17 protein-coding genes are annotated in these 24,742 nt (G+C 49.3%); 15 read left to right on the top strand and 2 right to left on the bottom strand.

What is annotated here, in order from left to right; translation table 11 throughout:
* The 15 genes from ACZ5D1_RS09600 (at position 1) to ACZ5D1_RS09530 (ending at position 23,790) form a co-directional block, all read left to right on the top strand.
* On the top strand, positions 1–1,701 hold the full coding sequence (locus ACZ5D1_RS09600) for a DUF6538 domain-containing protein (protein WP_464554742.1): 1,701 nt from the start codon (positions 1–3) through the stop codon (positions 1,699–1,701).
* Between the two features lie 185 nt (positions 1,702–1,886).
* Positions 1,887–2,486: a DUF1819 family protein gene (locus tag ACZ5D1_RS09595; protein ID WP_157917337.1), complete on the top strand. Its 600-nt coding sequence runs from the start codon at positions 1,887–1,889 to the stop codon at positions 2,484–2,486.
* On the top strand, positions 2,483–3,073 hold the full coding sequence (locus ACZ5D1_RS09590) for a DUF1788 domain-containing protein (protein ID WP_464554741.1): 591 nt from the start codon (positions 2,483–2,485) through the stop codon (positions 3,071–3,073). Before ACZ5D1_RS09595 ends, ACZ5D1_RS09590 begins: the two co-directional genes overlap by 4 nt.
* Before the next feature lie 7 nt (positions 3,074–3,080).
* Positions 3,081–6,656: a BREX system P-loop protein BrxC gene (brxC, locus tag ACZ5D1_RS09585; protein WP_464554739.1), complete on the top strand. Its 3,576-nt coding sequence runs from the start codon at positions 3,081–3,083 to the stop codon at positions 6,654–6,656.
* A gap of 30 nt (positions 6,657–6,686) precedes the next feature.
* Positions 6,687–10,373 carry a BREX-1 system adenine-specific DNA-methyltransferase PglX gene (gene pglX, locus ACZ5D1_RS09580; RefSeq protein WP_464554738.1) on the top strand — a complete coding sequence of 1,229 codons (3,687 nt, stop codon included), beginning with the start codon at positions 6,687–6,689 and terminating at the stop codon, positions 10,371–10,373.
* A gap of 9 nt (positions 10,374–10,382) precedes the next feature.
* Complete coding sequence (locus ACZ5D1_RS09575) at positions 10,383–10,847, top strand: HEPN family nuclease (RefSeq protein WP_464554737.1); 465 nt, start codon at positions 10,383–10,385, stop codon at positions 10,845–10,847.
* The gene (gene pglZ / locus ACZ5D1_RS09570; RefSeq protein WP_464554735.1) at positions 10,848–13,478 is read left to right on the top strand and encodes a BREX-1 system phosphatase PglZ type A; all 2,631 of its coding nucleotides are present in this window, start codon (positions 10,848–10,850) and stop codon (positions 13,476–13,478) included.
* Between the two features lie 10 nt (positions 13,479–13,488).
* Complete coding sequence (gene brxL, locus ACZ5D1_RS09565) at positions 13,489–15,525, top strand: protease Lon-related BREX system protein BrxL (protein ID WP_097010495.1); 2,037 nt, start codon at positions 13,489–13,491, stop codon at positions 15,523–15,525.
* Positions 15,526–16,259: 734 nt separating this feature from the next.
* Positions 16,260–17,183, top strand: coding sequence for a phage antirepressor N-terminal domain-containing protein (locus ACZ5D1_RS09560; RefSeq protein WP_464554734.1), 924 nt, complete (start codon positions 16,260–16,262; stop codon positions 17,181–17,183).
* Positions 17,146–17,307, top strand: coding sequence for a hypothetical protein (locus ACZ5D1_RS09555; protein WP_464554732.1), 162 nt, complete (start codon positions 17,146–17,148; stop codon positions 17,305–17,307). Before ACZ5D1_RS09560 ends, ACZ5D1_RS09555 begins: the two co-directional genes overlap by 38 nt.
* A gap of 551 nt (positions 17,308–17,858) precedes the next feature.
* Complete coding sequence (locus ACZ5D1_RS09550; RefSeq protein ID WP_464554731.1) at positions 17,859–18,893, top strand: AAA family ATPase; 1,035 nt, start codon at positions 17,859–17,861, stop codon at positions 18,891–18,893.
* A 325-nt stretch (positions 18,894–19,218) separates the two neighbouring features.
* Positions 19,219–19,752 carry a hypothetical protein gene (locus ACZ5D1_RS09545; protein ID WP_464554730.1) on the top strand — a complete coding sequence of 178 codons (534 nt, stop codon included), beginning with the start codon at positions 19,219–19,221 and terminating at the stop codon, positions 19,750–19,752.
* Between the two features lie 20 nt (positions 19,753–19,772).
* A complete protein-coding gene (locus tag ACZ5D1_RS09540; protein WP_464554728.1) occupies positions 19,773–20,402 on the top strand; it encodes a hypothetical protein in 630 nt (209 codons plus the stop codon).
* Positions 20,403–20,677: 275 nt separating this feature from the next.
* Complete coding sequence (locus ACZ5D1_RS09535; RefSeq protein WP_464554727.1) at positions 20,678–21,355, top strand: recombinase family protein; 678 nt, start codon at positions 20,678–20,680, stop codon at positions 21,353–21,355.
* 560 nt (positions 21,356–21,915) lie between these two features.
* Positions 21,916–23,790, top strand: coding sequence for a DUF6538 domain-containing protein (locus tag ACZ5D1_RS09530; protein ID WP_464554725.1), 1,875 nt, complete (start codon positions 21,916–21,918; stop codon positions 23,788–23,790).
* 75 nt (positions 23,791–23,865) lie between these two features.
* On the opposite strand, the gene ACZ5D1_RS09525 is transcribed toward ACZ5D1_RS09530, so the two are convergent.
* Together ACZ5D1_RS09525 and ACZ5D1_RS09520 are read right to left on the bottom strand one after the other, a co-directional pair.
* Positions 23,866–24,273: a Rha family transcriptional regulator gene (locus ACZ5D1_RS09525; RefSeq protein ID WP_464556542.1), complete on the bottom strand. Its 408-nt coding sequence runs from the start codon at positions 24,271–24,273 to the stop codon at positions 23,866–23,868.
* Positions 24,274–24,341: 68 nt separating this feature from the next.
* Entirely contained in the window at positions 24,342–24,512 is a 171-nt protein-coding gene (locus ACZ5D1_RS09520; protein ID WP_464554723.1) for a BRO-N domain-containing protein, read from the bottom strand.
* Between the last annotated feature and the right edge of the window lie 230 nt (positions 24,513–24,742).

The following is a 24,742-nucleotide window of genomic DNA, read 5'->3' as shown; positions in this document are numbered from 1 at the left end:
ATGTCTTTTTTTGCCCCATCCTACCTCACCAGCCATCGAAATGGCCTCTATTTTCGACTTCGAATTCCAAGCGATTTGCGCCCGGTCATGGGTATGCAAGAATTCAAGAAGTCGCTCAAAACCAGATACTTGAGAGAAGCGCGGCCTAAGGTTATAAGACTGGTCACTACCTCGCATGCGATATTTGATGAATTTCGTAAAAGGAGGGATGAGGTCATGTCTGGTAGATTAAGTCGTGAAACAATACGCCGCATCGCTCAGCAATGGCTCGATGAGGCGCTCGAAGAAGAACGTGAATACCGCCTCTCCCGTTCATGGGAGCTAGACGAGTTGGACAAGCGCAATGAACAGCTCACAATCCTTGCCACAGACGCCCAAGAAGCTCTTGAATGCAGCAACCTCAAGAAGGTTGAAGGTAGAGCCTCAGAGCTACTGGATCGTGAAGAAATAGATATTGAAAAGGACTCCAAAGAATACCGTGAGTTCTGCGCTGCCCTGCTTGAAGTCGAAGCAAGATTCCTGAATGCAGCTCGTAAAACAGGCTTTGTAGGAATCCTCCAAGGCCAAGAGCAGTCTCAAGTAGTGCAACCGACTGTTCCAACGCCTCCCCCATCTCCATCAATCCTCGAAGCAATCGATAAGTACATCGAGTTCAAGACGGAAGGTCCTAATCCGTGGGGTGCTGCAAGTCGCAAGGATATACCGCCACAATTGAAGCAATTCGCTGAGCTGGTCAAAATGGGTAATGCCAAATTGACCATGAGTGAATTGTCACGCGACCACATGAAAGGCTACTGGAAAAAGGTCCAGAAACTGCCAGGAGCGAGGACGAAGCGTTACAAGGACAAAACACTTCATCAATTGCTTCGGATGAGTATCCCAGAAAAGGATCTCTACAAGCCGAAGTCTCTCGAAACACGCTTCACTGCCATACGCTCGTTCCTGAACTGGTGTGAGCTTGAAGGATACATCGACAAGGCCAAACCACTGAACAAGGTTCTCGAAGTCCCCGGAGGCAAAGCGGCATCAAAATCACAACGCAGGGCTTTCACTGAGGACGAGCTGAAACGACTTTTCAGCCCCGACACATACAAACGCCGTAACTTGCGCAAGGACTGGCAATACTGGCTTCCGCTTCTGGGCTTATTTACAGGAGCTCGCTTAGAAGAGCTCTGTCAGCTCTCAATAAGAGATATTCGTGAGGAGTCCGGCGTCTGGATATTGGACATAAACGACCAAGGCGGCGACAAGCATGTTAAGACTGAAGCAGGTAAACGCCTGGTTCCGATTCATCCATATCTTGCCAATGAGCTTGGCTTCATAGCTTTTGTCGACTCAAAGCGCAGAAGAACAACCAAGCGTCTTTTCAGTGATCTACCGCCAGATGTGAAAGGCAAGTATTCCCATGCGGCGTCAAAATGGTTCACTCGATTCAGGCGCAAGCAGAATGTAGGCGCTCAGGAAGGCGTAAGCGATGTTACCTTCCACTCATTCCGCCACACCTTTATTACCAGGGCAAAGCTACTGGATCTGGCAAGGTACAAAGTCAAAGAGGTCGTCGGGCATGAGCAAGGCGAGTTTGACGATGTGACGGCAGGATATGAAGGGAACTATCCCGTTGAAACGCTGTTAAATGATGTTGTTGCTAAGATCGATTTCCATGAAATGCTTGATTTGGGTCACCTCGAAGGAAGCTACTAAGCCTCACAGAAGTTCGTGGATCCGCAACTAAAAATTCAAACGTCCACTTTATAACCTGATTTTATTGATAGTATTTAAAAATATCCTAAAATTGATACTTCGAGGATTTACGCCTCAATATGAAAGTGTTACCAACAGAGTGAAAACTCTAAAAACCTTTCACTCAAGTATTTAATAGGATTTTTGTGGAATCATCAGCTTACAATGGGGAAATTGTCGCAGGCTCGCTTCTGATCCCTGAAAGCAGAGTCATAGCTAACCTTCTTAGAGAAGGTGCCAACGATCACCTATTTCACCAGAAAGTAATAATTGAAAACATTCTCCAGAAAAGAAGCCCAGCCAGCGCGAAGCGTCAAGCTAAGTTGATCCGCAATCGGCTGGGTTCTTTTGATGGGGAGCTGTTGCAACTCATACAGAATGGCTCCCACGAGCAGGCTGTACAACTACTCTTGGCTTCGGCCATTATGCACAGTCATTTGCTGGGGGATTTCATCAAACAGGCTATCACAACACAGATCAAGACCTACCAGAAAGAAATCTCATATCGCGACTGGGATTACTTCTTTGAGGAATGTAAGCATCGCGACCCCTCTCTTGAAAAATGGGCTGAATCGACCACCAAGAAAGTGCGTCAGGTCATTTTTCGAATTCTTGCCGAAGCAGGCATCATTGATTCGACTCGAACAATGAATCTACTTCCATTTTCGCTACTCCCCGAAGTCAAGGAATTGCTAGAAAAGCATGGCCATGTATATCCATTAGATTGCCTGGAGATTTTTCGATGAAAGCATCATTGGACCAACGCTTAAACAGAGTCATAGACCGGATCTTGTCTGAAGAACTGCTTTCAAACGCAGGCCTTGGCAACGAGATTGGTTTTTATATTTTTGATTATGATCCAGCCGAAGAAATTAAAGTCCGAGGCTTCCTCGGAATTGTTGAAGATCAACTGCCAAAAAGAAAACCTGGTATTCGATTTGTTCACATAAATTTATTCAGCTTGATTGTTGAGTACCTGCAAGATCGAAAATTGCTTGACCGAGCCTTTGAATTGCAAAAAGCCAAAGGGAGTGAAGAGCTCCTCAAAGCACTGAAAGGGCCACTCCACGAATTAAAAATAGCCAAATATCTCGTTGAAAAGACTAAGCCTGAACAACAGGATGTCATTCTCATGTCTGGCGTTGGGAGTGCTTGGCCTATTTTGAGGAGTCATACTCTACTAAACAGCCTTCATCCCCTTATGGAAGATACTCCCTTGGTGGTCTTTTACCCTGGCAAATATGATGGACAAGGGCTCAGACTTTTCGGAAAGCTGAAAGAAAGCAACTATTACCGAGCATTCCAACTCGTTCCAGACCCGACCGCTGCTTAGGAGATACATGATGCAAATACGAAATATTTTTTCCAAGGATCTATTCCGTCCCATCAATGGCGTTGTCAAAGCTGACCAGCAGGATGATGCTGTCGTTTGGCAAGAGCTTGAAGAATATGTTGTGACTAAGGAACTGGATCAACACTTCCGCAAGTTCTTCGAAACATATCTTTACTCAATTTCAAACAGCCATGATCCCAATGTCGCTAGCCGTATTGGTGTTTGGGTCTCTGGATTTTTTGGATCAGGTAAATCTCATTTCATCAAGATTCTTTCATATCTGCTGAACAACCGTGCAGCCACCTCACCCTTGTCTGAAGACACACGCCGCTCAGTCGAGTTCTTTGACACCAAGATCAAGGATCCGATGCTGCTGGCTGACATCAAAAAATGTACTACCAGCGATACTGATGTCATCCTCTTCAACATCGATAGCAGAGCGGACTCCAGAGACGGCTGGGGAGCCATCCTTTCCGTTTTCTGGCGAGTTTTCAACGAAATGCAGGGATACTCTGGCGACGATCCCCACATCGCTGAAATGGAGCGCTATCTGACGGAAAAGGGAAAATACGAGGAGTTCTGCAGTCAGTACAAAACGCTCACTGGTGATAACTGGGTTGAGGAGCGTGATGCATATTACTTCCGCAAAGACGAACTTGTCGAAGCACTTTCTAACACACTCGGGCAAAGTAAAGAATCAGCTTCAGATTGGTTCGATAACGCCGAAAAGACGCTGAGCGTGACTATTGAGAACTTTGCCAAACGGGTGAAGGAATACCTTGATAGGAAAGGGAAAGACCATCGTATTATTTTTCTCGTCGATGAAGTCGGCCAGTTTATAGGCAACAATGGCAACCTCATGCTCAACCTGCAGACCATCACCGAGGATCTTGGACGTGTTTGCCAAGGTCGGGCCTGGGTTGTGGTTACCTCCCAAGAAGACATTGATGCCGTCCTCGGAGATCTCAAGGCTACAAAAGCTAATGACTTCTCCAAAATTCAAGGCCGCTTCAACACCCGCCTTGCTCTGTCCAGCTCCAACACAGATGAAGTCATCCAGGCTCGTCTGCTTGAAAAAACATCAGATGCCTCCAGTGAGCTGGAAACGCTGTTTGATGCTAAGGGAGACATCATTAAAAGCCAGCTTGACTTTACGCACGACAGCGCGGCTTTGCGCACGTACAAAGACAAGCAAGACTTTGTTGGCAACTACCCCTTCGCACCATACCATTTCCAATTGATCCAGAAGATCTTTGAGTCAATCCGCAAGGCAGGAGCTACCGGGATGCATCTCAGCCGTGGTGAGCGTTCCATGCTCGATGCCTTCCAGTCTGCGGCAAAGAACATCTCAACCAAAGGCATTGGCGCTCTGGTGCCCTTGTATGAGTTTTATCCGGCTATCGAGAGCTTCCTAGATACAGCGGTCAGCAGGACCATCGACCAAGCAGCAGAGAACGACGAGCTTCAAAAGCCGTTTGACGTCCACCTGCTGCAAACGCTCTTCCTTATCCGCTACGTGGACATTATCAAGCCCAACGTAGACAACCTCGTTACTCTATTCATCGACGAAGTGGATGCTGACCGCCTAGCGTTGAAGCGGAAAATTGAAGAGGGACTGCAGCGTCTGGAAAAGCAAACTCTCATCAGTCGTAATGGAGATCTTTATTTCTTCCTCACAAACGAGGAACGGGATGTCAGCAGAGAGATCAAGGGCGTAGACATTACCCCCAGCGATGAAACCAAATTGCTGGCGGAAATCGTTTATACTGACATCATCAAAGGACCAGACAAACACCGATATAAGCCGAACAAGCGAGACTATGCATACAGCCGCCTGCTTGACGGTCACCCATTCAGCTCGAAGCTGGATCAGGAGATTGGCGTCGAGATCATCACGCCTCTGTTCTTTGAGCACGATGCTTTCAATTCCCTCAAATGCACCATGTACACGTCTGAACATTACGGCCGTGTTCTGATCCGACTGCAGGACAGCAAAGAACTTGGACGAGAAATCCGGTCATACCTGCAAACGGATAAATACATCAGACAGAAAAGTGATGCATCTCAGTCCAATAGCTTCAAGAAAATCCTCCGCGATAAGCAGGATGAAAACAGGGAACGCCGTATTCGGATAACCGGACTGCTGGAAAAACTGATGCCCGGTGCCGACGTGTACGCCATGGGACAGACGCTCACGCTCAAGGCCTCGACCCCGCGTGTTCTGGTTGAAGAGGCGCTCAATTATATTGTCGAGAATCTCTACAACAAATTCAGCTACCTCAAGAAGCTGGAAGATGATCCTGTTCGTGAGATCCGGTCTGTTTTGCTGTCGAATGACGTGAGTCAGATGGAACTGGAGAAAGGTCTCACCAACGTCAACGCAGACGCCATTCGCGAAGTACGGGAGTTTATTGACCTACAAGTGGCTCGCAATCACCCCGTGCTCTTGAATGAGCTCGTCGACCGTTTTGGAAGTAAACCTTACGGCTGGCCCGAATTCGAAATCGTACTTCTGGTGGCTCGCTTGCTTATAGCCGGAGAGATCAATCTGCTGTCTGATGGTTCCAGCTTGGAGCCTCGGGATGCCGTGGATCCGATGACCAAAGTGAATAAATGGAAGACCATCAAGATCATGAAACGCAAAGTGCCTTCCAAGGATCAGATCGAGAAGGCTCGCAAGCTTTGTCAGACGCTATTCGGGAAAAATGGTCCTGAAGCGCTGGATGATCTTGAGCGAACTATCCGAAATGAACTCGGTGGTTGGCAGGAAAGCCTGAAACAATACCAGCCTCTTGCTCAGACCGGGAAATTCCCTGGAGACAGCGAGATTGCTGACGGCCTTGCCACAATACGGTCGGTCTTGAATATCCGCGACACCTTCGAGTTCATTAATCGTTTCAACGAGAAAAAGGAAGATCTTCAGGATGCCAGTGACGATCTTCACGACCTGAAGGACTTTTACACGAACCAGCGCCTAACCTGGGAAAAACTACTGAGCGCCCTGGATGAGTTCGAAAAAAACGAAACCGCTCTCAATAAGGACGCTGACGCAAAAACGGCATTGAAGCAGCTTCGAACCATTGCCGAAGCTCCCGCCCCGTATGGCATGCTCAAGGATGTCGACACCCATGTTTCCAAGGTGACCGCCATCAATGATGCTCTGATAGCTGATAAGCGCCGGAAGGCCATGCTGGAGCTAGATGCCAAGATAGGTCTCATCACCAAAGAACTCGAAGCGATGAAAGCGGACGGCGAGTTTCGTAATCAGGTCCTTTACCCGCTGCAGCAGACCAAGCTGGCCATCGAAGAAGATACTTCCATCCCGAACATCTCATATCGACTGGAAGACTTTCAGGAGGCCGTAGACGAGGCTCTGGATGCCATTGAGCGCAAGAAGCAGCCTAAGCCAGATAAGCCAGGTAGAGAGCCTGCTCCGGTCAAACAGACCAAGATCGTCAAAGCGACCTCCGTCGCTTCCAAAGCATACATCGAATCACCCGAGGATGTTGATGCATATGTAAAGGCGCTCAAGGAAGCACTGCTTGCAGAACTGAAAAATGACGTTCGGATTCGACTCCAATAATCTCACATAGAACGAACATACGAGAAATACATGACCATCAATCGAAATATACTCAAATCCTATGCGCCAAAGGCTCGCCGCGAATTCATTCAGGCAGTGACTGACAGGGCCAGCGTCCTCGGCCTATCTGCAAAGAAAATCGAGCCCGTGGAAGTCAAAGGCGACGTCGCAATCATTGCAGGACGTCCATTTCCCAAGGATGTGGCAAAACGCCGCAAGAAACTCGAAGAACGCATCAAGATCAAAGGCTTTCATCAGGTCATGGAAACGGTGGCCTACACATGGTTCAACCGTTTCTGCGCATTACGCTACATGGAACTGCATGACTACCTTGGGCATGGATACCGTGTGCTCAGCAATCCGAGCGGATCTGACATTCCGGAAATCCTTGAAAAAGCCACGAGCGTAGATCTGCCTGGTTTGGACAAGAACAAAGTAGCGGAATTGCGTCTGGCTGGTGACAAGGACGCCGAGTTGTATCGCCTGCTGCTGGTCAAACAATGCAATGCCCTGCATCGCGCTATGCCCATGATGTTCGAGGCTGTTCATGGAGCATCGGAGTTGTTGCTACCTGAGAACCTACTCCAGACCAATTCGCCCATCCGCAAGCTGGTGAACGACATCCCGGAGGAGAATTGGGACGAGATCGAGATCGTGGGTTGGCTGTACCAGTTCTATATCTCGGAGAAGAAGGACCAGGTCATCGGCAAGGTGGTCAAAAGCGAAGACATCCCGGCGGCGACGCAGCTCTTCACGCCCAACTGGATCGTCAAGTACATGGTTCAGAACACAGTCGGTCGCAAATGGCTGATGACCTACCCGGCGTCAGGCATCAAGGGCAAGATGGAGTTCTACATCGAACCCGCCGAGCAGGAGCCCGAGGTCCAGGCGAGGCTTACCGCCATCACCCCCAAGGAACTGAACCCGGAAGAACTGACCTTCATGGATCCCGCTTGCGGCTCCGGGCACATTTTGGCCGAAGCCTATGACCTGTTCAAGGAAATCTATCTGGAGCGCGGCTACCGCACCCGCGACATCCCCCGGCTCATCCTGGAGAAGAACCTCTACGGCTTGGACATTGACGACCGTGCCGCGCAGCTTGCTCGCTTCACCGTGCTGATGAAGGCGCGAGCCGATGATCGGCGTATTCTTGATCCTGAAAATCCAGCCAAGCTGAACGTCATGGCAATTCAAGAAAGCAAGGGGCTGGATGTGGACGAGGTGGCAGGGGTGCTGCTCCGGGAACGAGTAAAAGAGATCGGAGGCAAAGGAGAAGCCAAGCAGCTTTCCTTGATGCAACCGACTACGGTTCAAGCCAGCCTCAGTGAGACTGAAAAACCGGACGTGACCAAGCAGGAACTGTATTCGCTGCTGCACCTGTTCGAGGACGGCAAGACCTTTGGTTCATTGCTCACGGTGCATAACAGGCTCAAGGACGCTCTGCCCAGGCTGGAGAAGCTGGTTGCCAAGGCGTTGACTGCTTCGGACATGGAGTCTCGAAGGTGGGCGGAGGCGCTGCTGCCGTTGGTCACCCAAGCAAAACTCATCGCAAGGCAGTATGGCTATGTAGTTACCAACCCACCATATATGGGCGGTAAGGGGTTGAACCCAAACCTGAAATCATTCCTCAAGGACAACTATGCGGATGTGAAATCCGACCTCTTCTCAGCCTTTGTGGTGCGGAACTTCGAGATGTCGGAGGCTCACGCCCAGCTTGGCTTCATGTCGCCATTCGTGTGGATGTTCATCTCCTCCTACGAAAAACTGCGGGACTACCTGATCGACGAGAAGACCATCACATCCTTGATTCAGCTCGAATACTCGGGCTTTGACGGGGCAACAGTCCCTATCTGTACGTACACCCTCGCCAACAGCCACCTGCCGAACCTCAAGGGCAGCTACATCCGCCTGTCCGACTTCCGTGGAGCCGACAACCAAGCTCCGAAGACACTGGAAGCGATCCGAGACAAGGATTGCGGCTGGTACTACACAGCCTCCGCCTCCGACTTCAAGAAGATTCCTGGGAGTCCGATTGCGTATTGGGTGAGTGATGAGATGCGCGATGTGTTTTCTCGAAGCTTCCCGCTAAAAACTATAGGGGATACTCGCCAAGGAATGGCTACCAGTGATAACAATCGTTTTTTAAGACTTTGGCCCGAAGTTAGCTTCACTAAGGTTTGTTTTGATGCAAAAAGCAGGAATGAGGCAGCAAGAGTTAATAGGAAATGGTTTCCCTATAACAAGGGGGGAGACTTTAGAAAATGGTTTGGAAATTCTTTTTTCGTTGTCAACTGGGAAAATGATGGAGAAGAAATATTAGGTCACGCTGCCTCCCTTTATGGGAGCCCTACGAGGACAATAAAAAGTATTTCAGAGTACTTCAAGCAAAGCATTAGCTGGTCTAAAATATCCAGCTCTCATCTTGCAATGAGATATTACCCAAATGGGTATATATTTGACGTCGCTGGTTGTAGCATTTTTTCGGAAAAATCTGATGATCTGAAGTTCCTTCTAGGGCTATCAAATACGTTAATCACTAGAGCGTTGCTAGCCAGCATATCTCCAACTCTTAATTTCGAGGCAGGAACTATAGCAAGCCTTCCCATAATTGATTTTGAAAAAGAATTCGTTGTGGACACAGTCGATCAGCTCATTGATATTTCAAAAGAAGATTGGGATCGTCATGAATATTCATGGAACTTCAAGACAATTGACTTGCTTAGCACTAAGACAAAGGGAAATCTTGTTAAGGATTCATATAGTAAATGCAAAGAACAATGGAATAACATCACCAATAAATGCTTGCAGTTGGAAGAGAGCCTCAATGGGGTATTTGCTGACAAGTATGGCCTGTCAGAGGAGGTGCAAATTGGTATTCCAAACAATGAGATAACCTTAGCATGTAATCCCTCTTACCAATATGGTTCTGGAAAAGCTGAAGATGAATATGAATCACTTCTTAGAACCGACACGATAAAAGAACTCATCTCCTACGCCATCGGTTGCATGATGGGGCGCTTTTCCCTTGACGAGCCAGGGCTGATCTATGCCCACAGCGGCAATGAAGGCTTTGATTCATCTCGCTACGCCACCTTCCCGGCGGATGAGGACGGCATCGTGCCGGTCATGGACGACGATTGGTTTGAGGATGACGCAACCAATCGTTTCGAGGAGTTTCTCAAGGTCGCCTGGTCGCCAGAGACGCTGGACGAGAACCTGAAGTTCGTCGCCGACAGCCTGGATCCCAAACGCGGCGAAGCGCCCATCGATACCATCCGGCGTTTCATCAGCCAGAAGTTCTTCAAGGACCACCACCTCAAGGTCTACAAAAAGCGCCCCATCTACTGGCTCTTCTCCAGCGGCAAGCACAAGGCCTTCGAGTGCCTCGTCTACCTGCACCGATACAACGAGAACACCCTGGCTCGGATGCGTGCCATGTACGTCACTCCCCTGCAGGGTAAGTACAACGCCCGTATCGACTACCTGGATAAGGAAAAGGACAACGCAGGTTCAGCCACTGCAGCCAGAAAGCTGCAAAAGGAGCTGGATACCATGCGTAAGAAGCAACAGGAACTGCGCGAATTCGACGAACTCCTGCGCCACTACGCAGACCAACGCATCTCCCTCGACCTCGACGACGGCGTGAAGGTCAACTACGGCAAGTTCGGCAAGCTGCTGGCTGAAGTGAAAGCTGTGACCGGAAGCAATCCACAATAGGAGTTAGTCATGGGTTTATACGATAGATTTCATCGGGACTTTGCACTTAGGACAAAGGCAAACCTTGAGCATATCCAAGCAGCATGGGATGCACGAGAAGAGAACGTCTACAACGTAACTCAACTCATCAATTCCTGTTTGGGCATGATAGTTTTCATCAAGGAAGCGGAATACCTTCCTCAAGGCTCAATCGAAGACTTTTGTAAAGACATTCATATTGTCACACTGCTTGATGAAGAAAACTCAAATAATTCATTTAGACAATTTGTTCGTCGTTTTAGGAATGCAATCTCTCATTGCCGCATAGAGGCCTATGGAACTCGTGAGGATATTGAAGGATTTGAGCTGCATGATGGACCTAATAGCCGCAACACAAATTGGCGAATTCAAATGGACACAGCGAGTATAAAGGCTCTCGCGCTTTCCCTCGTCGATTACGTCGTAAACAATGCACCACCAGAACGGAATAGATAAATGGACGCCTCAAAAATCACCGAATCCCTTTCCAAGCTTTTCCACGCTGAAGGCTGTCGCATTGTTTTTTGGAATGATCCAGATCAAGAGTTCCTTGAAACTGTTGCTGAGCTAGATCTCGATGGAGTCACGCTGGTCAATACCGAAAATGAAAGCCTGCTGGAACTGAAAGTAAAGCTTGAGCTGGAAGATGCTACCGGGAAGTACCTGATCTACTCCCCAGCAATGGAACCTGCACCAGAGGATGACTGGCTACTCGACATTCGCTTGTATAGCCGCTCTTTCCATGCGGATCGTGCATCCATACTCTTGGGAGAACTTGGACTTACCAGCCAGAGCATGCGAGCTCATTTAAGTGATCGGAAGAAATTCCTTAACAGCAAAGAACGAGTTAACCGTCTGAAAAAGCTTATAGCATCTGAGGATCGGGAGCGAGACATCGATATGAAGATCCTCGCTGTGCTCAGCCGTGCAGAGCAGGCAGGCATTTTTGATATCCTCATGAAACTGTTTGGTGAGATGTGCTCCGATGATACTTGCGACTTCAAGTCTCCGACTAAGGCATGGCAAGACATTGAGAAGTTCGATCTCGCACCATTCTTCTGGGATCAAATGGCCAAGACCTTCGGCTATGATGTCGAAAACCCTAGTCTATCCGACCTGCTGATACGGCTGTTGGTGAACGACTTTGCAAACACATTGCACGGAGATGTCCCTGGATCTCTGGCTCATTTCATCCTCACTCAGAAAGCACTGGCAACCAATGCCTCTGTTTTCGTCTCGCAATGGCGCAGCAATCTGAGCCACTATCGCCAATACGTGACCATTGCTCGTGAAATAGCAAAAGAGCTACGTCTCGACGAACATATCGTTGGGTACGACGAACAGGCTCTCATCGACGTCATGACCTTTGAGGAAGCCGAACGGCAGATCATCCGTTCATTGCGCACCAGAATCACACAAGGACGCCTTGAAAAGCCTGAGGAACTCGGACCTGTTATCCTGCGCAGAAAAGATGGTCATTGGGCCACCATCAAGCTTGATGAGTATGGCGATAATGGAAACATCTACGCCACAACCTACGACGCTCTGGATGCCGTTCTGGAGCTACTCACGTTGCGCAAACAGTACGACCTTGGTCTGAGCTATGCCACGGCTCAAGCCATGTATCAGGCGTACACGTCCGAATTGTATCGCTTCGACCAGCTTTACCGCTTGTTCCACGAGAAAGCGGATACAGTCGAGCTTGCAGGATGGGACGTTCTCAAGGACGTTCAGAAGGTTGTGGAAAGCTGCTATGGCGGCTGGTATCTCGACCAACTGTCTGTCACATGGGGCGGCTTCATTGAAAACGCATCTGGCCAGGAAGACGGATTGCTGCAACGTTGGGCGATTTCCGACGTGCGCAATCAGCAGGACTTTTTCACAACGCAGGTCAAACCCATTCTACAATCGCATCCTCGAAGCAAGGTTTTTGTCATTATCAGCGACGCACTGCGATACGAGGTGGCCGAAGAGCTGACTCGGGATGTCAACTCCAAGTTCCGTTTCAAGGCTCAGCTTTCATCCCAGCTTGGGGTTCTTCCCAGTTATACAGCTCTCGGCATGGCCTCCCTTTTGCCGCGCCGTGAGTACGGTTACAAAGAAGGAACTGACCAGATTCAAATAGATGGTCAGTCCTGCGCTTCTCTGGAGCAACGAGGAGCGATTCTCGCTGATGTGGATGGCATCGCTATTAAAGCTGATGCTCTACTTGCCATGAACAAAGAGGAAGGCCGAGAATTGGTCCGTCCCTGGCGAGTGATATACCTTTATCATGATGAGATTGATGACACAGGTGATACAAGAAGCTCGGAAGGACGAGCTTTCCTCGCAGCCCGAAACACAATCAACAAAATCAGTAGATTGATAAGTTTTATCGTAAACAGCCTGAACGGCTCCAATGTCTTCGTAACTGCGGATCACGGTTTCATTTATCAAGACACGCCTCCCACATCTCTGGAACGAAGCGATCTGGGCATCAAACCCGAGGGCGTCATCAAAGCCAAAAAACGGTATGTCATTGGCAAGGATCTGGGAGTCTCTGAAAAGGTATGGCATGGTTCCACACGAACCACGGCTGGCACTTCTGATGACATGGAGTTCTGGATCCCCAAAGGCATCAATCGCTTTCACTTTGCCGGAGGAGCCCGTTTTATCCATGGAGGAGCGCTTCCTCAAGAAATCGTTGTGCCCATAGTTCAGGTTAAAGAGCTGGAAGGTAAAGCGGCAGAGAAAGAAGCTGCAAAACAGGTTGAAGTTTCCCTGCTTGGATCAACCCGCAAGATCGTCAACTACATCCAAAAGTTCGAGCTGATCCAAACGGAAAAAGTTGCTGGGAAAACTATACCGAGAACTCTCGTCATTTCCCTTCGTGACGGGGATACTCCAATCAGTAATGAAGAAACAGTCACCTTCGACAGCGCTTCTGATTCCATGGAAGAACGCAAGCGTACAGTAAAGCTCATGCTCAAAAAAGGTGATTACAATAACCGCAAAGAGTATTCTCTGGTGCTCCGAGATCCCGCAACACAGATTGAATATGAACGAGTGCCTATGACCATCGACTTGGCATTCATCAATGATTTCTAAGGATATTGAAATGGAAAATGAAGCCATCAGTCTCGATACACTTCTCAATGAACACTTCCAGGGCAAGGTAGTCCGCAAGGATCTCACCAAGCTTCTCAAAGAAGGAGCAAATGTCCCTGTTTACGTTCTGGAATATCTTCTGGGTATTTATTGCGCTTCGGACGATGAAGAGGTCATCCAAGACGGCATCAAGAGCGTTAAGGACATCCTCTCACAAAACTACGTGCGTCCAGATGAAGCGGAAAAGGTCAAGTCGACAATCCGTGAACGTGGAAGCTTCAAGGTCATTGATAAGGTTACGGTCAAACTAAACGAGAGGCGCGATTGCTATGAGGCCTTCCTTTCGAATTTAGGAACCAAGGGGGTTGAAGTATCGAGCAACACGGTTAAACAGTTCGAAAAGCTGTTGGTCGGAGGCATATGGTGCATCATTTCCATCAACTACTTCTTCGAGGAAGGGCAGAAAGGATCGCCGTTCTCGATTAGCGAACTCAAGCCTATCCAGATGCCCAACATGGATATGCAGACTGTGTATGAAGGCCGTAGAAAGCTGACCGAAGAACAGTGGCTTGATGTGCTGATGCGTTCAACAGGCATTGAACCTACCGCTATTGAAGAGCGCGTGAAGTGGCATCTTTTATCCAGGCTTATTCCTCTGGTCGAGAACAATTACAACATCTGCGAGCTTGGTCCTCGTGGAACGGGCAAGAGCCACGTTTATAAAGAGATCAGTCCGAGCAGCATCCTTGTGTCCGGTGGCCAAACAACCGTTGCCAACTTGTTCTACAACATGAGCAGTCACAAGGTCGGCTTGGTAGGCGTATGGGATGTTGTCGCTTTCGACGAGGTTGCCGGGATCAGCTTCAAGGACAAGGACGGCGTGCAGATCATGAAGGACTACATGGCATCAGGCTCCTTCTCCCGAGGCCGTGACGCCATCAGTGCTAATGCCTCTATGGTTTTTGTCGGTAATATCAACCAGAGCGTCGACACACTGGTAAAGACAAGCCATCTGTTTGCACCGTTCCCGGAGGCCATGATCGACACAGCGTTCTTTGACCGCATGCACTGCTATACTCCCGGATGGGAGATCCCCAAGATGCGTCCAGAATTCTTCACAAACCAATATGGGCTCATCGTGGACTATATGGCGGAATACTTCCGTGAGATGCGCAAGACCACCTTTGCCGACGCAATCGATAAGTATTTTAGACTGGGTAATAACCTCAACCAACGAGACACAATTGCTGTCCGTAAGACGGTCTCAGGCCTGCTCAAACTGCTATACCCTCATGGGGAGTTTACCAAAGAGGCAGTCGAGAAGTGCATCCGTTACGCCTTGGAATGCCGCAGACGCGTCAAGGAGCAACTCAAAAAGCTCGGTGGAATGGAATTCTATGATGTCCATTTCAGCTATATCGACAGCGAAACCATGGAAGAAAAATTCGTCAGTTTGCCGGAGCAAGGAGGCGGATCTCTGATCCCTGAAGGGCCGCTTAATCCGGGTACGCTTCATACCGTTGGATCTGGCGGGTCTGCCCATCTTGGTCTGTATCGTATTGAACTGCAGGTGACAGCCGGAAACGGCAAGTTCTCTATCTCTGGAGTTGGATCCGGTATGCAGGCCAAGGAGCCACTCCGCATCGCATTCGATTATTTCAAGGCCAATGCCAATCGAGTCAGTGCATCATCCAAACCTGGAGATCGTGACTATCACTTGCATATTGTTGATTTACACAACGCAGGTCCTAATAGCACAATGACTCTCTCCAGTTTCATTTCGCTATGCTCTGGTCTGCTGGGTAAGCCTGTCCAGGGAAGCTTAGTTGTTCTGGGAGATATGAGTCTTGGAGGCAGTATCATACCTGCCAGCGATTTGGCGGCAACACTTCAGCTTGCCTTTGATGCAGGGGCCAAACGAGTGCTGATTCCCATGAGCAGCGTTGGGGAAATCCCCACGGTTCCAGGTGAACTTTTTGCCAAGTTCCAAACCAGTTTCTATTCAGATCCTATCGACGCTGTATACAAGGCTTTAGGCGTTGAATGATATTAAATGAAATCAGCATGTTGAAAATTAAGACCCACTAGTAAGTAGAATAAAAATTCAATACAACAAGAATTAACCCTCACTAGTAAGCAGGAGGAACTCAACCGAGCCCGTGATAGCTGTCAAATATCGAGGTTAAAAATTAAGGCCCACTAGTAAGCAATGAGAGCTCTAGCACGACAGGCTGATAATTATCCCCCACTATGTAAGCAGCCAACACGTAGCTGAGGTAGACCTGTCAGACGCAACTTGAAAGCGCAAAGAATTAACCCACACTAGTAAGCAAAAGAACAAAGCTAATTTGAAAGGGCATGCCATTTATTTGGTTTGCCCTTTTCTCGTGCCCTCAAACAAACCAAATCAAAAAAATCAAGGAGGTTCCGTCGTAAGCTTCCCCTGAAAAGGTAATCCCCCCGAAAAATGATGCTTCTGAAAAGTAGAATTTTCTCATAAACTCTATTGAGTCGTTCAACTTCCGCTGCCCTCTGGACGGCGAATACAAGATAGGAAGTAACTGGGCGGAAACACACTAGATTCAATTAGGTTCCACCACAGATAAACCAATGTCTTAGAATTAAGACGCACTGAATAAGCCCCACGGCTGTGCCATATGGGTGAGGTGAAGAGTTCTAAGCATGAACACCTCATTCAACACAACAAGCGAGAAGGACAGGTCATTAGGTCGGCCTGTCCTTTTCTCGTTTCTGAAACCCAAAGTGAAAAGGAGATTCAGAATGAAACAGATCAACATGAAGGATTACACTGGCAAGAATTATCTCGTCGATGGTTGCGTCGTCCGTGCTTTGGACAACCTCTATGTTTCCACCGACATCAATGAACTCTTCGGCGGCGTCGATGTCGCCACTCATTGTGCCGAGACCTACAATGGCAAGAACTTCAACCTCATCTACTTCTACGACGACAAGGCTGTCCGTAAGATCGCCAAGAAGTCCGGCATGGAACACCTCCTGCCTGACCTGGACATCACCGATGCCCTCGTCCCGGTGCGCCACGAGGAAGTCGACGTGTGCGGCGAACGTGTCCTTGCCGCAGTCACCGAGGATGGCAAGGCGTACTTCTCGCCGCGCCATGTGTGTGATGCGCTTGGCATCGACTGGCCTACCCAGTTCAGGAAAATCAAGGCAGACCCGGTACTCGTTTCAGTCGTTGGTGAAATGCCAACAACTGCCGCAGACGGAAAGAAATACAGAAACACCATGCTCCCCATCGAGTTCGCCAATGGCTGGCTGTTCACGATCAAGAAGGTCCGCCCTGAACTCCAGGCCAAGCTGAACCTGTTCCGCGCTGAAGGTTACGCCGCGCTCGACGCATGGTTCCGTCAGGGTCTCCGTAACGACCCTGAACTCCAGGCCAAGTTCAAGGTGCCTCAGTCTCTGGCCGAAGCTCTTGAGTTCGCCGCAGAGCAAGTGCGTAAGAGCGAGCGGCTGGCAGCCGAGAACAAGGTACTGGCTCCGAAGGCTGAGTACCACGTCGGTGCCACCAAGGACGGTGAAGAATACTACCTTCGTGAGGTGGCGCGTTCCTTCGGGACTACCCACATACAACTGTCGCGCTTCCTTGTCTCCAAGGGTGATCCTGCCCATCTTGAAGGAGTTTCTGGTGGAAACCTTCGATACCTTCCGGCGTCCGACGCTTGAGGGTGACGACGTGCAGGGAATCCTGGCGACCTCCAAGGTGATCGTGAAGGCGAAGGAGAAGATCATCGCTTCGCTGGATAAGGACATGAAGAATTTCTTAATAAACAAAAAAACAGCAGGATGAGATTAGGGCCCACTTAATAAGTAGTAGGACATCATATCGCTTATGTGGTCACTTATTTGGAACAAGACTCTAATCAGATCTCTTTTTGCAATTTTAAAATATTTCATAGTGTTAGAATTAACCCTCACCTAAAAGAGAAGAACACCTCCAGGTGAAATCTGAGCTTAACTGTCTGCACACCAGTCAGATCCATGCTCAGTTCACATACAATCCTTTTGGTCAGGCGGGATAGCCATAGCGCGTCTCGCCTTTTTCTATGAACGGCCAAATTCGGCCATAAACAAATGGAGGACTCATATGCGAGTTCATACAAAGACATCATTCAGGTTCGGCAAGTGGCTGAAAGCCTGCTCAAACGGGCTTTCCATGAAGAAACGACCCAAGACACTACAAAGATGGCTTCAGCAGTTTAGGAGCCTTTGTAGCGACTTTCATGAAGAAACCAAGACAACACTCCACGACTGGAAGCAGGATCTTGGACAGAAAGGCAGGAAAGCGCTTCGGGTCTCCTGGGCATTCCTCATCCCCAAAAGGATAGCTTGGAGGGCAGCATGAATAGTAAGCTGAGAGCCCCTTCGCTGGACACGTTGTTGAAGACTGAATTCCCGCCACGAGAACACTTGCTCAAGCCGTGGCTTCGAGACGGAGAAAGCGCCATGATCTACGCCCCTCCTGGTGTCGGCAAGTCCATGCTGACACTGACGTTGGCTTTGGTCATCGCTGGCGGTGGAGAGTTCATGGGCTGGAAAGCCATCAAGCCACGCCGGGTATTATTCGTAGACGGAGAAATGCACATTCAGGACATCATCGAACGAGCCAAGATCCTTCTTCCAGGTTTGAATCTCGATGAAGAACTGACTGGCCAAAACATTACCGTTCTTGCTCGACAGTATCAACGACCAGACGCTGACTTCCCAGACCTTGCGCTGGAGGAAGGGCGTGAGTTGATGCTGGATCTTGCAACGATGGATGAGAAGACAAACCCATATCACATCGGGAACTACGACCTTGTAATCCTCGACAATCTCTCGACCTTGGCATCCATCAAGGATGAGAACGACGCAGGCGACTTCAACGAGGTTCTCCAGTTCCTGATGAAGCTCAAGCAAGCAAAGGTAGCTTGTATTCTCGTTCATCATTCAAATAAGAACGCAAACAACTATCGTGGTTCTTCGAAGCTTGCCACGACCTTTGAGGTTATCCTCGGTCTCAAAGCGGTTGAGTCGATCCAATCGAATGGGACGTCTTTCAGACTGTGCTGGGACAAATTCCGGTGTCCGAGAGATGAGACCATTCAAGAACGGGAAGTGTGGCTGGAACCCAACGAAGACCTGGGCGCTCTTTGGAACTCACGACAATCAAAGGACGACCAGATTCAGACCATCATCAATATGCTTAAGACATTGGAGTATCCGACACAGGATGCACTCTGTGAAGCATTACCTTTCGAATGCAGCAAGTCGAAGATGTCCAAGCTGAAGAGCCAGGCCATTGCCAATGGTTTCATCAGCAAGAAAGAATGGAATGAATTGCTGTCTATGGCTGCGGAGAGTCAGAAGCAGGTAGACGAGGAAGAAGACTATTAGTTGCGACTCAGCGAGTAAGAGTAACTCGCTGACCGCACCTATCTTCCTACCTTCTTTCAGTTTCCAGTTTCTTTACCCTTATAGGTCGGAAACTGGAAACTACTCATTCCTTGTCCCTTACCCATCCCATCAACGCCTGGTTGGCAGGCACAAACTACAAGGAGGTCGCATGTCGACACCCTCATGGCTGCGTCTTGCTCAATGCAAATCTGCAAGGCGCACTTGCGACGTCCCCGGCTGTTTCAGAACTGTACAGAAATGGGGACGCTATTGTGATGCACACGATGACCGTTGTCAGCGTACAGGAGATCCCAGAGGCCACACAGTGACCAAAGGTGAACTCGCTCCATGCCTGTCGTCGGTTTACCGTTTCCTTGATGAGAACGGAGACCACCCGGCTATAAAAGGAGCGTATGACGTACTGGATCGTCTGCTTCAATCTGCTCAGCCTCGACGTGTCTGGTCTGGTAGTAAGTCAGCCTGGGAACGAACGAACAACTGGCTAGTTCACCTTCGGGAAAGCCATGTCGAGCCGAAGGACATGATGGCAACCCTCGTCGCCATTTTCCTTTACCAGGAGCTGTCTCCAGAGGCATTCAGGAGCGACAAGCATTTCAGGCATCAAATGGTGGTCAGACTGTTACGTCTGGCACCAACACGACGAGATCCATTCACACACCGCAGAAAGGATCGCATCACGGTAGGCGTTCGGGATTTTCTTTCCGAGCGCCTTTGTCATTCTAAGCTCGGCGCACTGGCGCTGAGGATCGCTAAACATATCGCGGAGGATGAAAACCAGAAAAACGACTTCCTGCGCTGCGACATCGACGGATACCACGTCCCCTTTAACAATAACTAAAAAATATAAGGAGCTAAAAGATGAACAACAATATCACCTTTACCAACGACTGCGAACTGACCGACATCCTGATTGCTACTCTGGAAAATGAGTATGAAGACTATGACCGCAAGATGAAAATCCTCTTGGACTGGTGCGAGCAAGAAACCGGACTCCAGCTTGAGTGTATTACTGAATACGCAGAAGTTATCGTCAAATCGACTATGGAGTCTCGCCGTGGATTGTGCGAACGGATGAATGAGTTCATGCCGATGATTCAGTTGCAGGACGACCTTCGTACAGCCTACAAGAAGGAAGTGGAACGCCTGAAAGGTGAACTGAACTTCTCCGACTTTGATGAGGTCGTTTCAGTCTTAACAGCGCTGGAATATGTCAAACAGACTGATTCTGAATTGGCCGCTGAGGCTTTTGGCGCATTCTGCTCAACGGCACCTGGAGAAGTCAAAGAAATGATCGACGACAAATTCGCAGAGCTGTTCCCTGGAATTCAGCCTACCCATCACAATTCCAAAGGCAATGTCTTCTACTCACTTGGTAATGTAGCCAATGAGCTGAACATCTCTGTCGAAGAGGTCGATACGTTGATTAACAAAGGCGAGATCGCGCTGATCGATGGCAGCAAGCTGTCTACTATCTCAACCAACAACTAAACCCAAAGAGGGGCGAGGGCCGTTGTGTCCTCCCCCTCGTTTTCCATCCCCAGCATATTTTGCCACAAAAATCTGAGCGCCTTTACGATATATCAATCAGCGCGTTTCCCCCCATACCCCGCCTTCGCTTCTATACGTTCCCAAGCCATCTCAACCTGCTGCTTTTCTGAATGCCCCCTCTTATCAATCTCACTTCGAAACTCTTGACATGTGGCATTATTTTTTGCTTATCAAATTGCCAAACGAACGTTATGCAAATTGAAAAGGAGTGAGTTGTGGAAGGCAAGTTCGTATCGTACCTGCGTGTCAGCACAGAGAGACAAGGAAGAAGTGGTCTTGGCATTGAAGCCCAGCGCAAGGCTGTTGAAGACTATTTGAATGGAGGACAGTGGGAACTTCTTGAAGAGTACGTCGAAGTTGAAAGCGGAAAGAATGATGACCGTCCTGAACTGAAGCAAGCTCTGGAGCATTGTGATTTGACTGGAGCAACCCTCCTCATCGCAAAGCTCGACCGCCTGTCTCGTGACGCATACTTTTTGCTCGGTCTTCAACGTTCTGGCGTCCGCTTCGTATGTGCCGATATGCCTGAAGCAAATGAACTCACCGTGGGCATTATGGCCTTAATGGCACAGGAAGAACGTAAACGTATTTCAGAGCGAACAAAGGCCGCTCTGGAGGCTGCAAAGGCACGTGGCGTAAAGCTAGGCAATCCGAAGGGAGCTAAACATCTACGAGGGCTTGGAAATGATCAAGCTGTCAAAAGGATCAAGGACAATGCTAATCATCGCGCGGAACGGCTTCGTGGTCACATTACCAAATTGCTTGAACAAGGGATAAACAGTGCCAATGGGATTGCGACTGAGCTGAATAGAAACAGCATCAGAACACCTCGTGGAGGCCAATGGTATGCGGCTAGTGTTCAACGCTTGATGAGGCGCCTCGAACTCGGCTAACAATCGCATATCTTATAGCAATAAACAGCAACCTATGATAACGGGAAATACAAATACACTCGGGCTATTTGCAACAGGGAGAGTCAAATGCCTAGAATCCCGTCTTTAAAAAAGAAATACTATTGTCATTGTCCGCTTTGTGAATCCAAAATTATTGCGAGCATTGAATCGGTCACTCAGCATTACAAACTCGAACACAACACAAGTATTAGAGAAAGCTACGCTCGCCAAATTATGAATTCAAATCCACATGCTCATTATCCTGAGAACAACGAAACCTGGGTAACCTGTGGAGCTCCGGGCTTAGGGAGGCGCAGCTAACTTTTCGCTTTTTTCACGCGTCTATCCAAGGACGACCCGTGCTTGACTTAAGCGTCACCAAGCGGGTACACAGAAAGAGAGTATACGCCCACGACTTACACGAAGAATGCCACATAGAATCAAGTGGTTAGGTGAGACGTAAAAACAAACTCCCACCCTCTCCGCCAGCGCATGCAAGCAGCTGTAATAGCTGAATTTTTAGCAGGCTTATATCCTAAAACACCGTCTGGTACACAGCGGTGGTACACAAGGGGTATAAGCCTGTGTCGTTTTGTTCTCCTGCCATTGGTTCAAATTCGGCTTTAAACGCAGCCGCACCTGCCTACTTGCTTCCTCGTCCAAGCGGATTATATTTCCGCATACGTATTCCAGCCGACCTTCAGCCGACGCTGGGAAGGACTGAGTATCGTCTTTCCCTTGGCACTTCGCACCTGAAGGAAGCCCGTCCAAAGGCTATGCGGCTGGCATCCAAGGCGCATGACATCTTTTCGGAAATCCGACGACTGAAAACGAAATCGACCACTCTTGAAAACAGAAACCGAAAGGCCATGACTGAAGCGAATGAAACACTCCAAAACCATCTTACCGACGAAAAGATTCGGGAACTTGTAGACAGGGAAATGAAGGAGACGCTCAACTATGAATTTGAGTTGCGCGTCAATCGGGAAAGACCTTGGCAGGATAATGAGCTTGAAAAGCACTTAGCTTCCCGCCAGCGCATTGCCTCGGACATTCGCGAACAGGCGGCACATGCCGATTATCGCGGCGTGAAGAATCTTGTCAGCGGGATTCTGGAGCAGGAAGGTATCAAGGTCTCGGAGAAGTCCACGGACTACAAGAAGCTGTGCGACGCCCTTATGAAAGGCATTGCCAAGGCGTATGACGAAGCTGGCTCCATTGACTTTTCACCGCTTGCCAGCAAGCTCTCGGAAGCTGAAACTGGCAAAACGGTTGTCGTCACGCAGCAACCTGCCGCACCTTCCCGCAAATCGCCCACCATCACCGAAGCCGTTGAGAAGTACATCAAGACCAAGACGGAAAGCGGTGAATGGAAAGTCACCAGCGTGAAGGACTTGGCTCCGCAGCTTCGGCAGTTCGCGGAAATGGTTTCCAATGGCAAGAAACTGCCGACTCACGAAATCACCCGCGACCACATGCGGAAATACCGCGAGGAGCTGGTCAAGCTGCCCTCGCTTCGCTACCGCTGTCATTACAAGGGCAAGAGCAAGGCGCAGCTCCTGAAAATGGATATTCCTGAGAACCACCGCCTCAAGCCAAAATCCATCAAGACGCGCTTTGACAATGTGCGCTCATTCATCAACTGGGCAGAGCTTGAGGGCTACGTGGACAAGGCCAAGCCTCTCAACGTGGCGTTGGCCTTCAAGAAGAACACCCTCAAGGCGAAGCAGGCCAAACGCCGCGCCTTCACCAGTGATGAACTGAAAGCCCTGTTCCACAGCGCGCCTTACCAAGGCACGACCACGGGTAAGCAGAAGTTCACAAAAGCATGGCAGTTCTGGGCACCGCTTATCGCCCTGTTTACAGGCGCACGTGTTGAAGAAATATGCCAGCTCCATCTGGACGACATCCGCGAAATCGACGGAGTTCCCTGTATCGACATCAACAACGAAGGCGACAAGGAACTCAAGACAGCCGCAGGCAAACGCATTGTCCCGGTCCATCCGTTCCTTATCAGGCTCGGCCTCCTTGAGCGCGTGAAAACACTTAGGTCAAAAGGCGAACTACACCTGTTCTCCCGCAAGACCTTGAGCAAGCGTGAAGGAAACGTCTCCGCCAACGTGACGCAGTGGTTCACGCGCTTCCGTCGTGATTGCGGCGTTGGCGCGGGTGAAGGCGAAGTCAGCAACGTTACCTTCCATTCCTTCCGGCATACGTTCATCACATGGGCAAAGCTCCACGACATTGACCGCCGCAAATTGAAGGAAGTCGTAGGCCACGAAAAAGGCGAGTTCGACGACATCACGTCAATCTATGAAGGCAGCTACCCAGCATCCACGCTCTTCCGTGATGTCATCCAGCCTGTGGACTGGGACAGGGAAATCACGCTTGACGCCCTTGTGCCGCATGGAAAGCAATGGATTAAAAGCCTTTAGAGCGTCTTTTTGAGATTGTCATGATGGATTTCATATGGGCGAGGCAAAACGCGCCTTAGAAGCGAAATATGAAAGCTAACTTGCGGCTTTCTGCGTCGAATCTTCAGCGGGATTGGCAGGATTAAGGGGAAGGAGAAACGGGAAGACAGGAATGGTGAAGCCCATCGCGAGGAAGGTGAAGCCGTCGCGGGTCATGAGATACATGGGATAGGGACGGCGGTTATTGGGAACGGAATAGGAAGAGAGTCCAAAATTGGGCTTTCTAAAATCTGCCGAACATTCAAGGGCTTCGATGTACTTGATCTTGAACTCGGCGGCTCTCGCTCCGTTGAATCCCATCGCCAAGAAGGTGAACCCATCACGGGTCATGAGGTACATCGGAGCCTTCTTTATTCCGAAGCCAACTTTGACATCGTACTCATTGAGCCGAAAGTTCGACTCAATGAAGGATGTAGGGCAGTCGAGGTTCCTGATGGCCTCCATCACATGCTTGTGGTTTTTTCCCGAACACCTCAGCCACCTTGAGGCTGGTGGTCATGGGCTTGTTGTTCTCAAGGACGGTCACAAGGTTGCCACTTCTTGAACCTCTTGGCTTCCGGCTTGCGGGAGCGGAGAATCAGAGAGTAGAGGCCGGATTCGTTGATGATGACGTAACTGTGCGGAATACCTCTCCGTGGATTACCATCAGGATTACTGAAGTTGTTCCGCTCATCTTCATCCAACAGGCCAACGCTTTATCTGGCGTCCGGATTATCCTGCTTATTGTGCAGGGTATGTTTCTCATCATCCAGAAACTCAGAGCCTGACGACTGTTTCCACCATTAGAAGGGACGCCCTGAATTGAGGCCCCCTTGCAGTGGGTGGAAATGGCATTTCGGGTTTTGCGTACTCCAGCGAACAGTTCGCGGGAGTCAGCGCGAGTCACAACCAACTTCTCATCATCCAGATACTT

The sequence above is a fragment of the Oleidesulfovibrio vietnamensis genome, from assembly GCF_055388115.1.
This window is presented reverse-complemented; position numbering and strand designations above follow the sequence as displayed.

Excerpts from the sequence above, each read along its gene's own strand:
- ACZ5D1_RS09525 (WP_464556542.1), bottom strand. The coding sequence starts at position 24,273 with ATGGAGGCCATCAGGAACCTCGACTGCCCTACATCCTTCATTGAGTCG.
- ACZ5D1_RS09560 (WP_464554734.1), top strand. The coding sequence starts at position 16,260 with ATGAAACAGATCAACATGAAGGATTACACTGGCAAGAATTATCTCGTC.
- brxC (WP_464554739.1), top strand. The coding sequence starts at position 3,081 with ATGATGCAAATACGAAATATTTTTTCCAAGGATCTATTCCGTCCCATC.
- ACZ5D1_RS09590 (WP_464554741.1), top strand. The coding sequence starts at position 2,483 with ATGAAAGCATCATTGGACCAACGCTTAAACAGAGTCATAGACCGGATC.
- ACZ5D1_RS09550 (WP_464554731.1), top strand. The coding sequence starts at position 17,859 with ATGAATAGTAAGCTGAGAGCCCCTTCGCTGGACACGTTGTTGAAGACT.
- ACZ5D1_RS09540 (WP_464554728.1), top strand. The coding sequence starts at position 19,773 with ATGAACAACAATATCACCTTTACCAACGACTGCGAACTGACCGACATC.
- ACZ5D1_RS09575 (WP_464554737.1), top strand. The coding sequence starts at position 10,383 with ATGGGTTTATACGATAGATTTCATCGGGACTTTGCACTTAGGACAAAG.
- ACZ5D1_RS09600 (WP_464554742.1), top strand. The coding sequence starts at position 1 with ATGTCTTTTTTTGCCCCATCCTACCTCACCAGCCATCGAAATGGCCTC.
- pglX (WP_464554738.1), top strand. The coding sequence starts at position 6,687 with ATGACCATCAATCGAAATATACTCAAATCCTATGCGCCAAAGGCTCGC.
- brxL (WP_097010495.1), top strand. The coding sequence starts at position 13,489 with ATGGAAAATGAAGCCATCAGTCTCGATACACTTCTCAATGAACACTTC.
- pglZ (WP_464554735.1), top strand. The coding sequence starts at position 10,848 with ATGGACGCCTCAAAAATCACCGAATCCCTTTCCAAGCTTTTCCACGCT.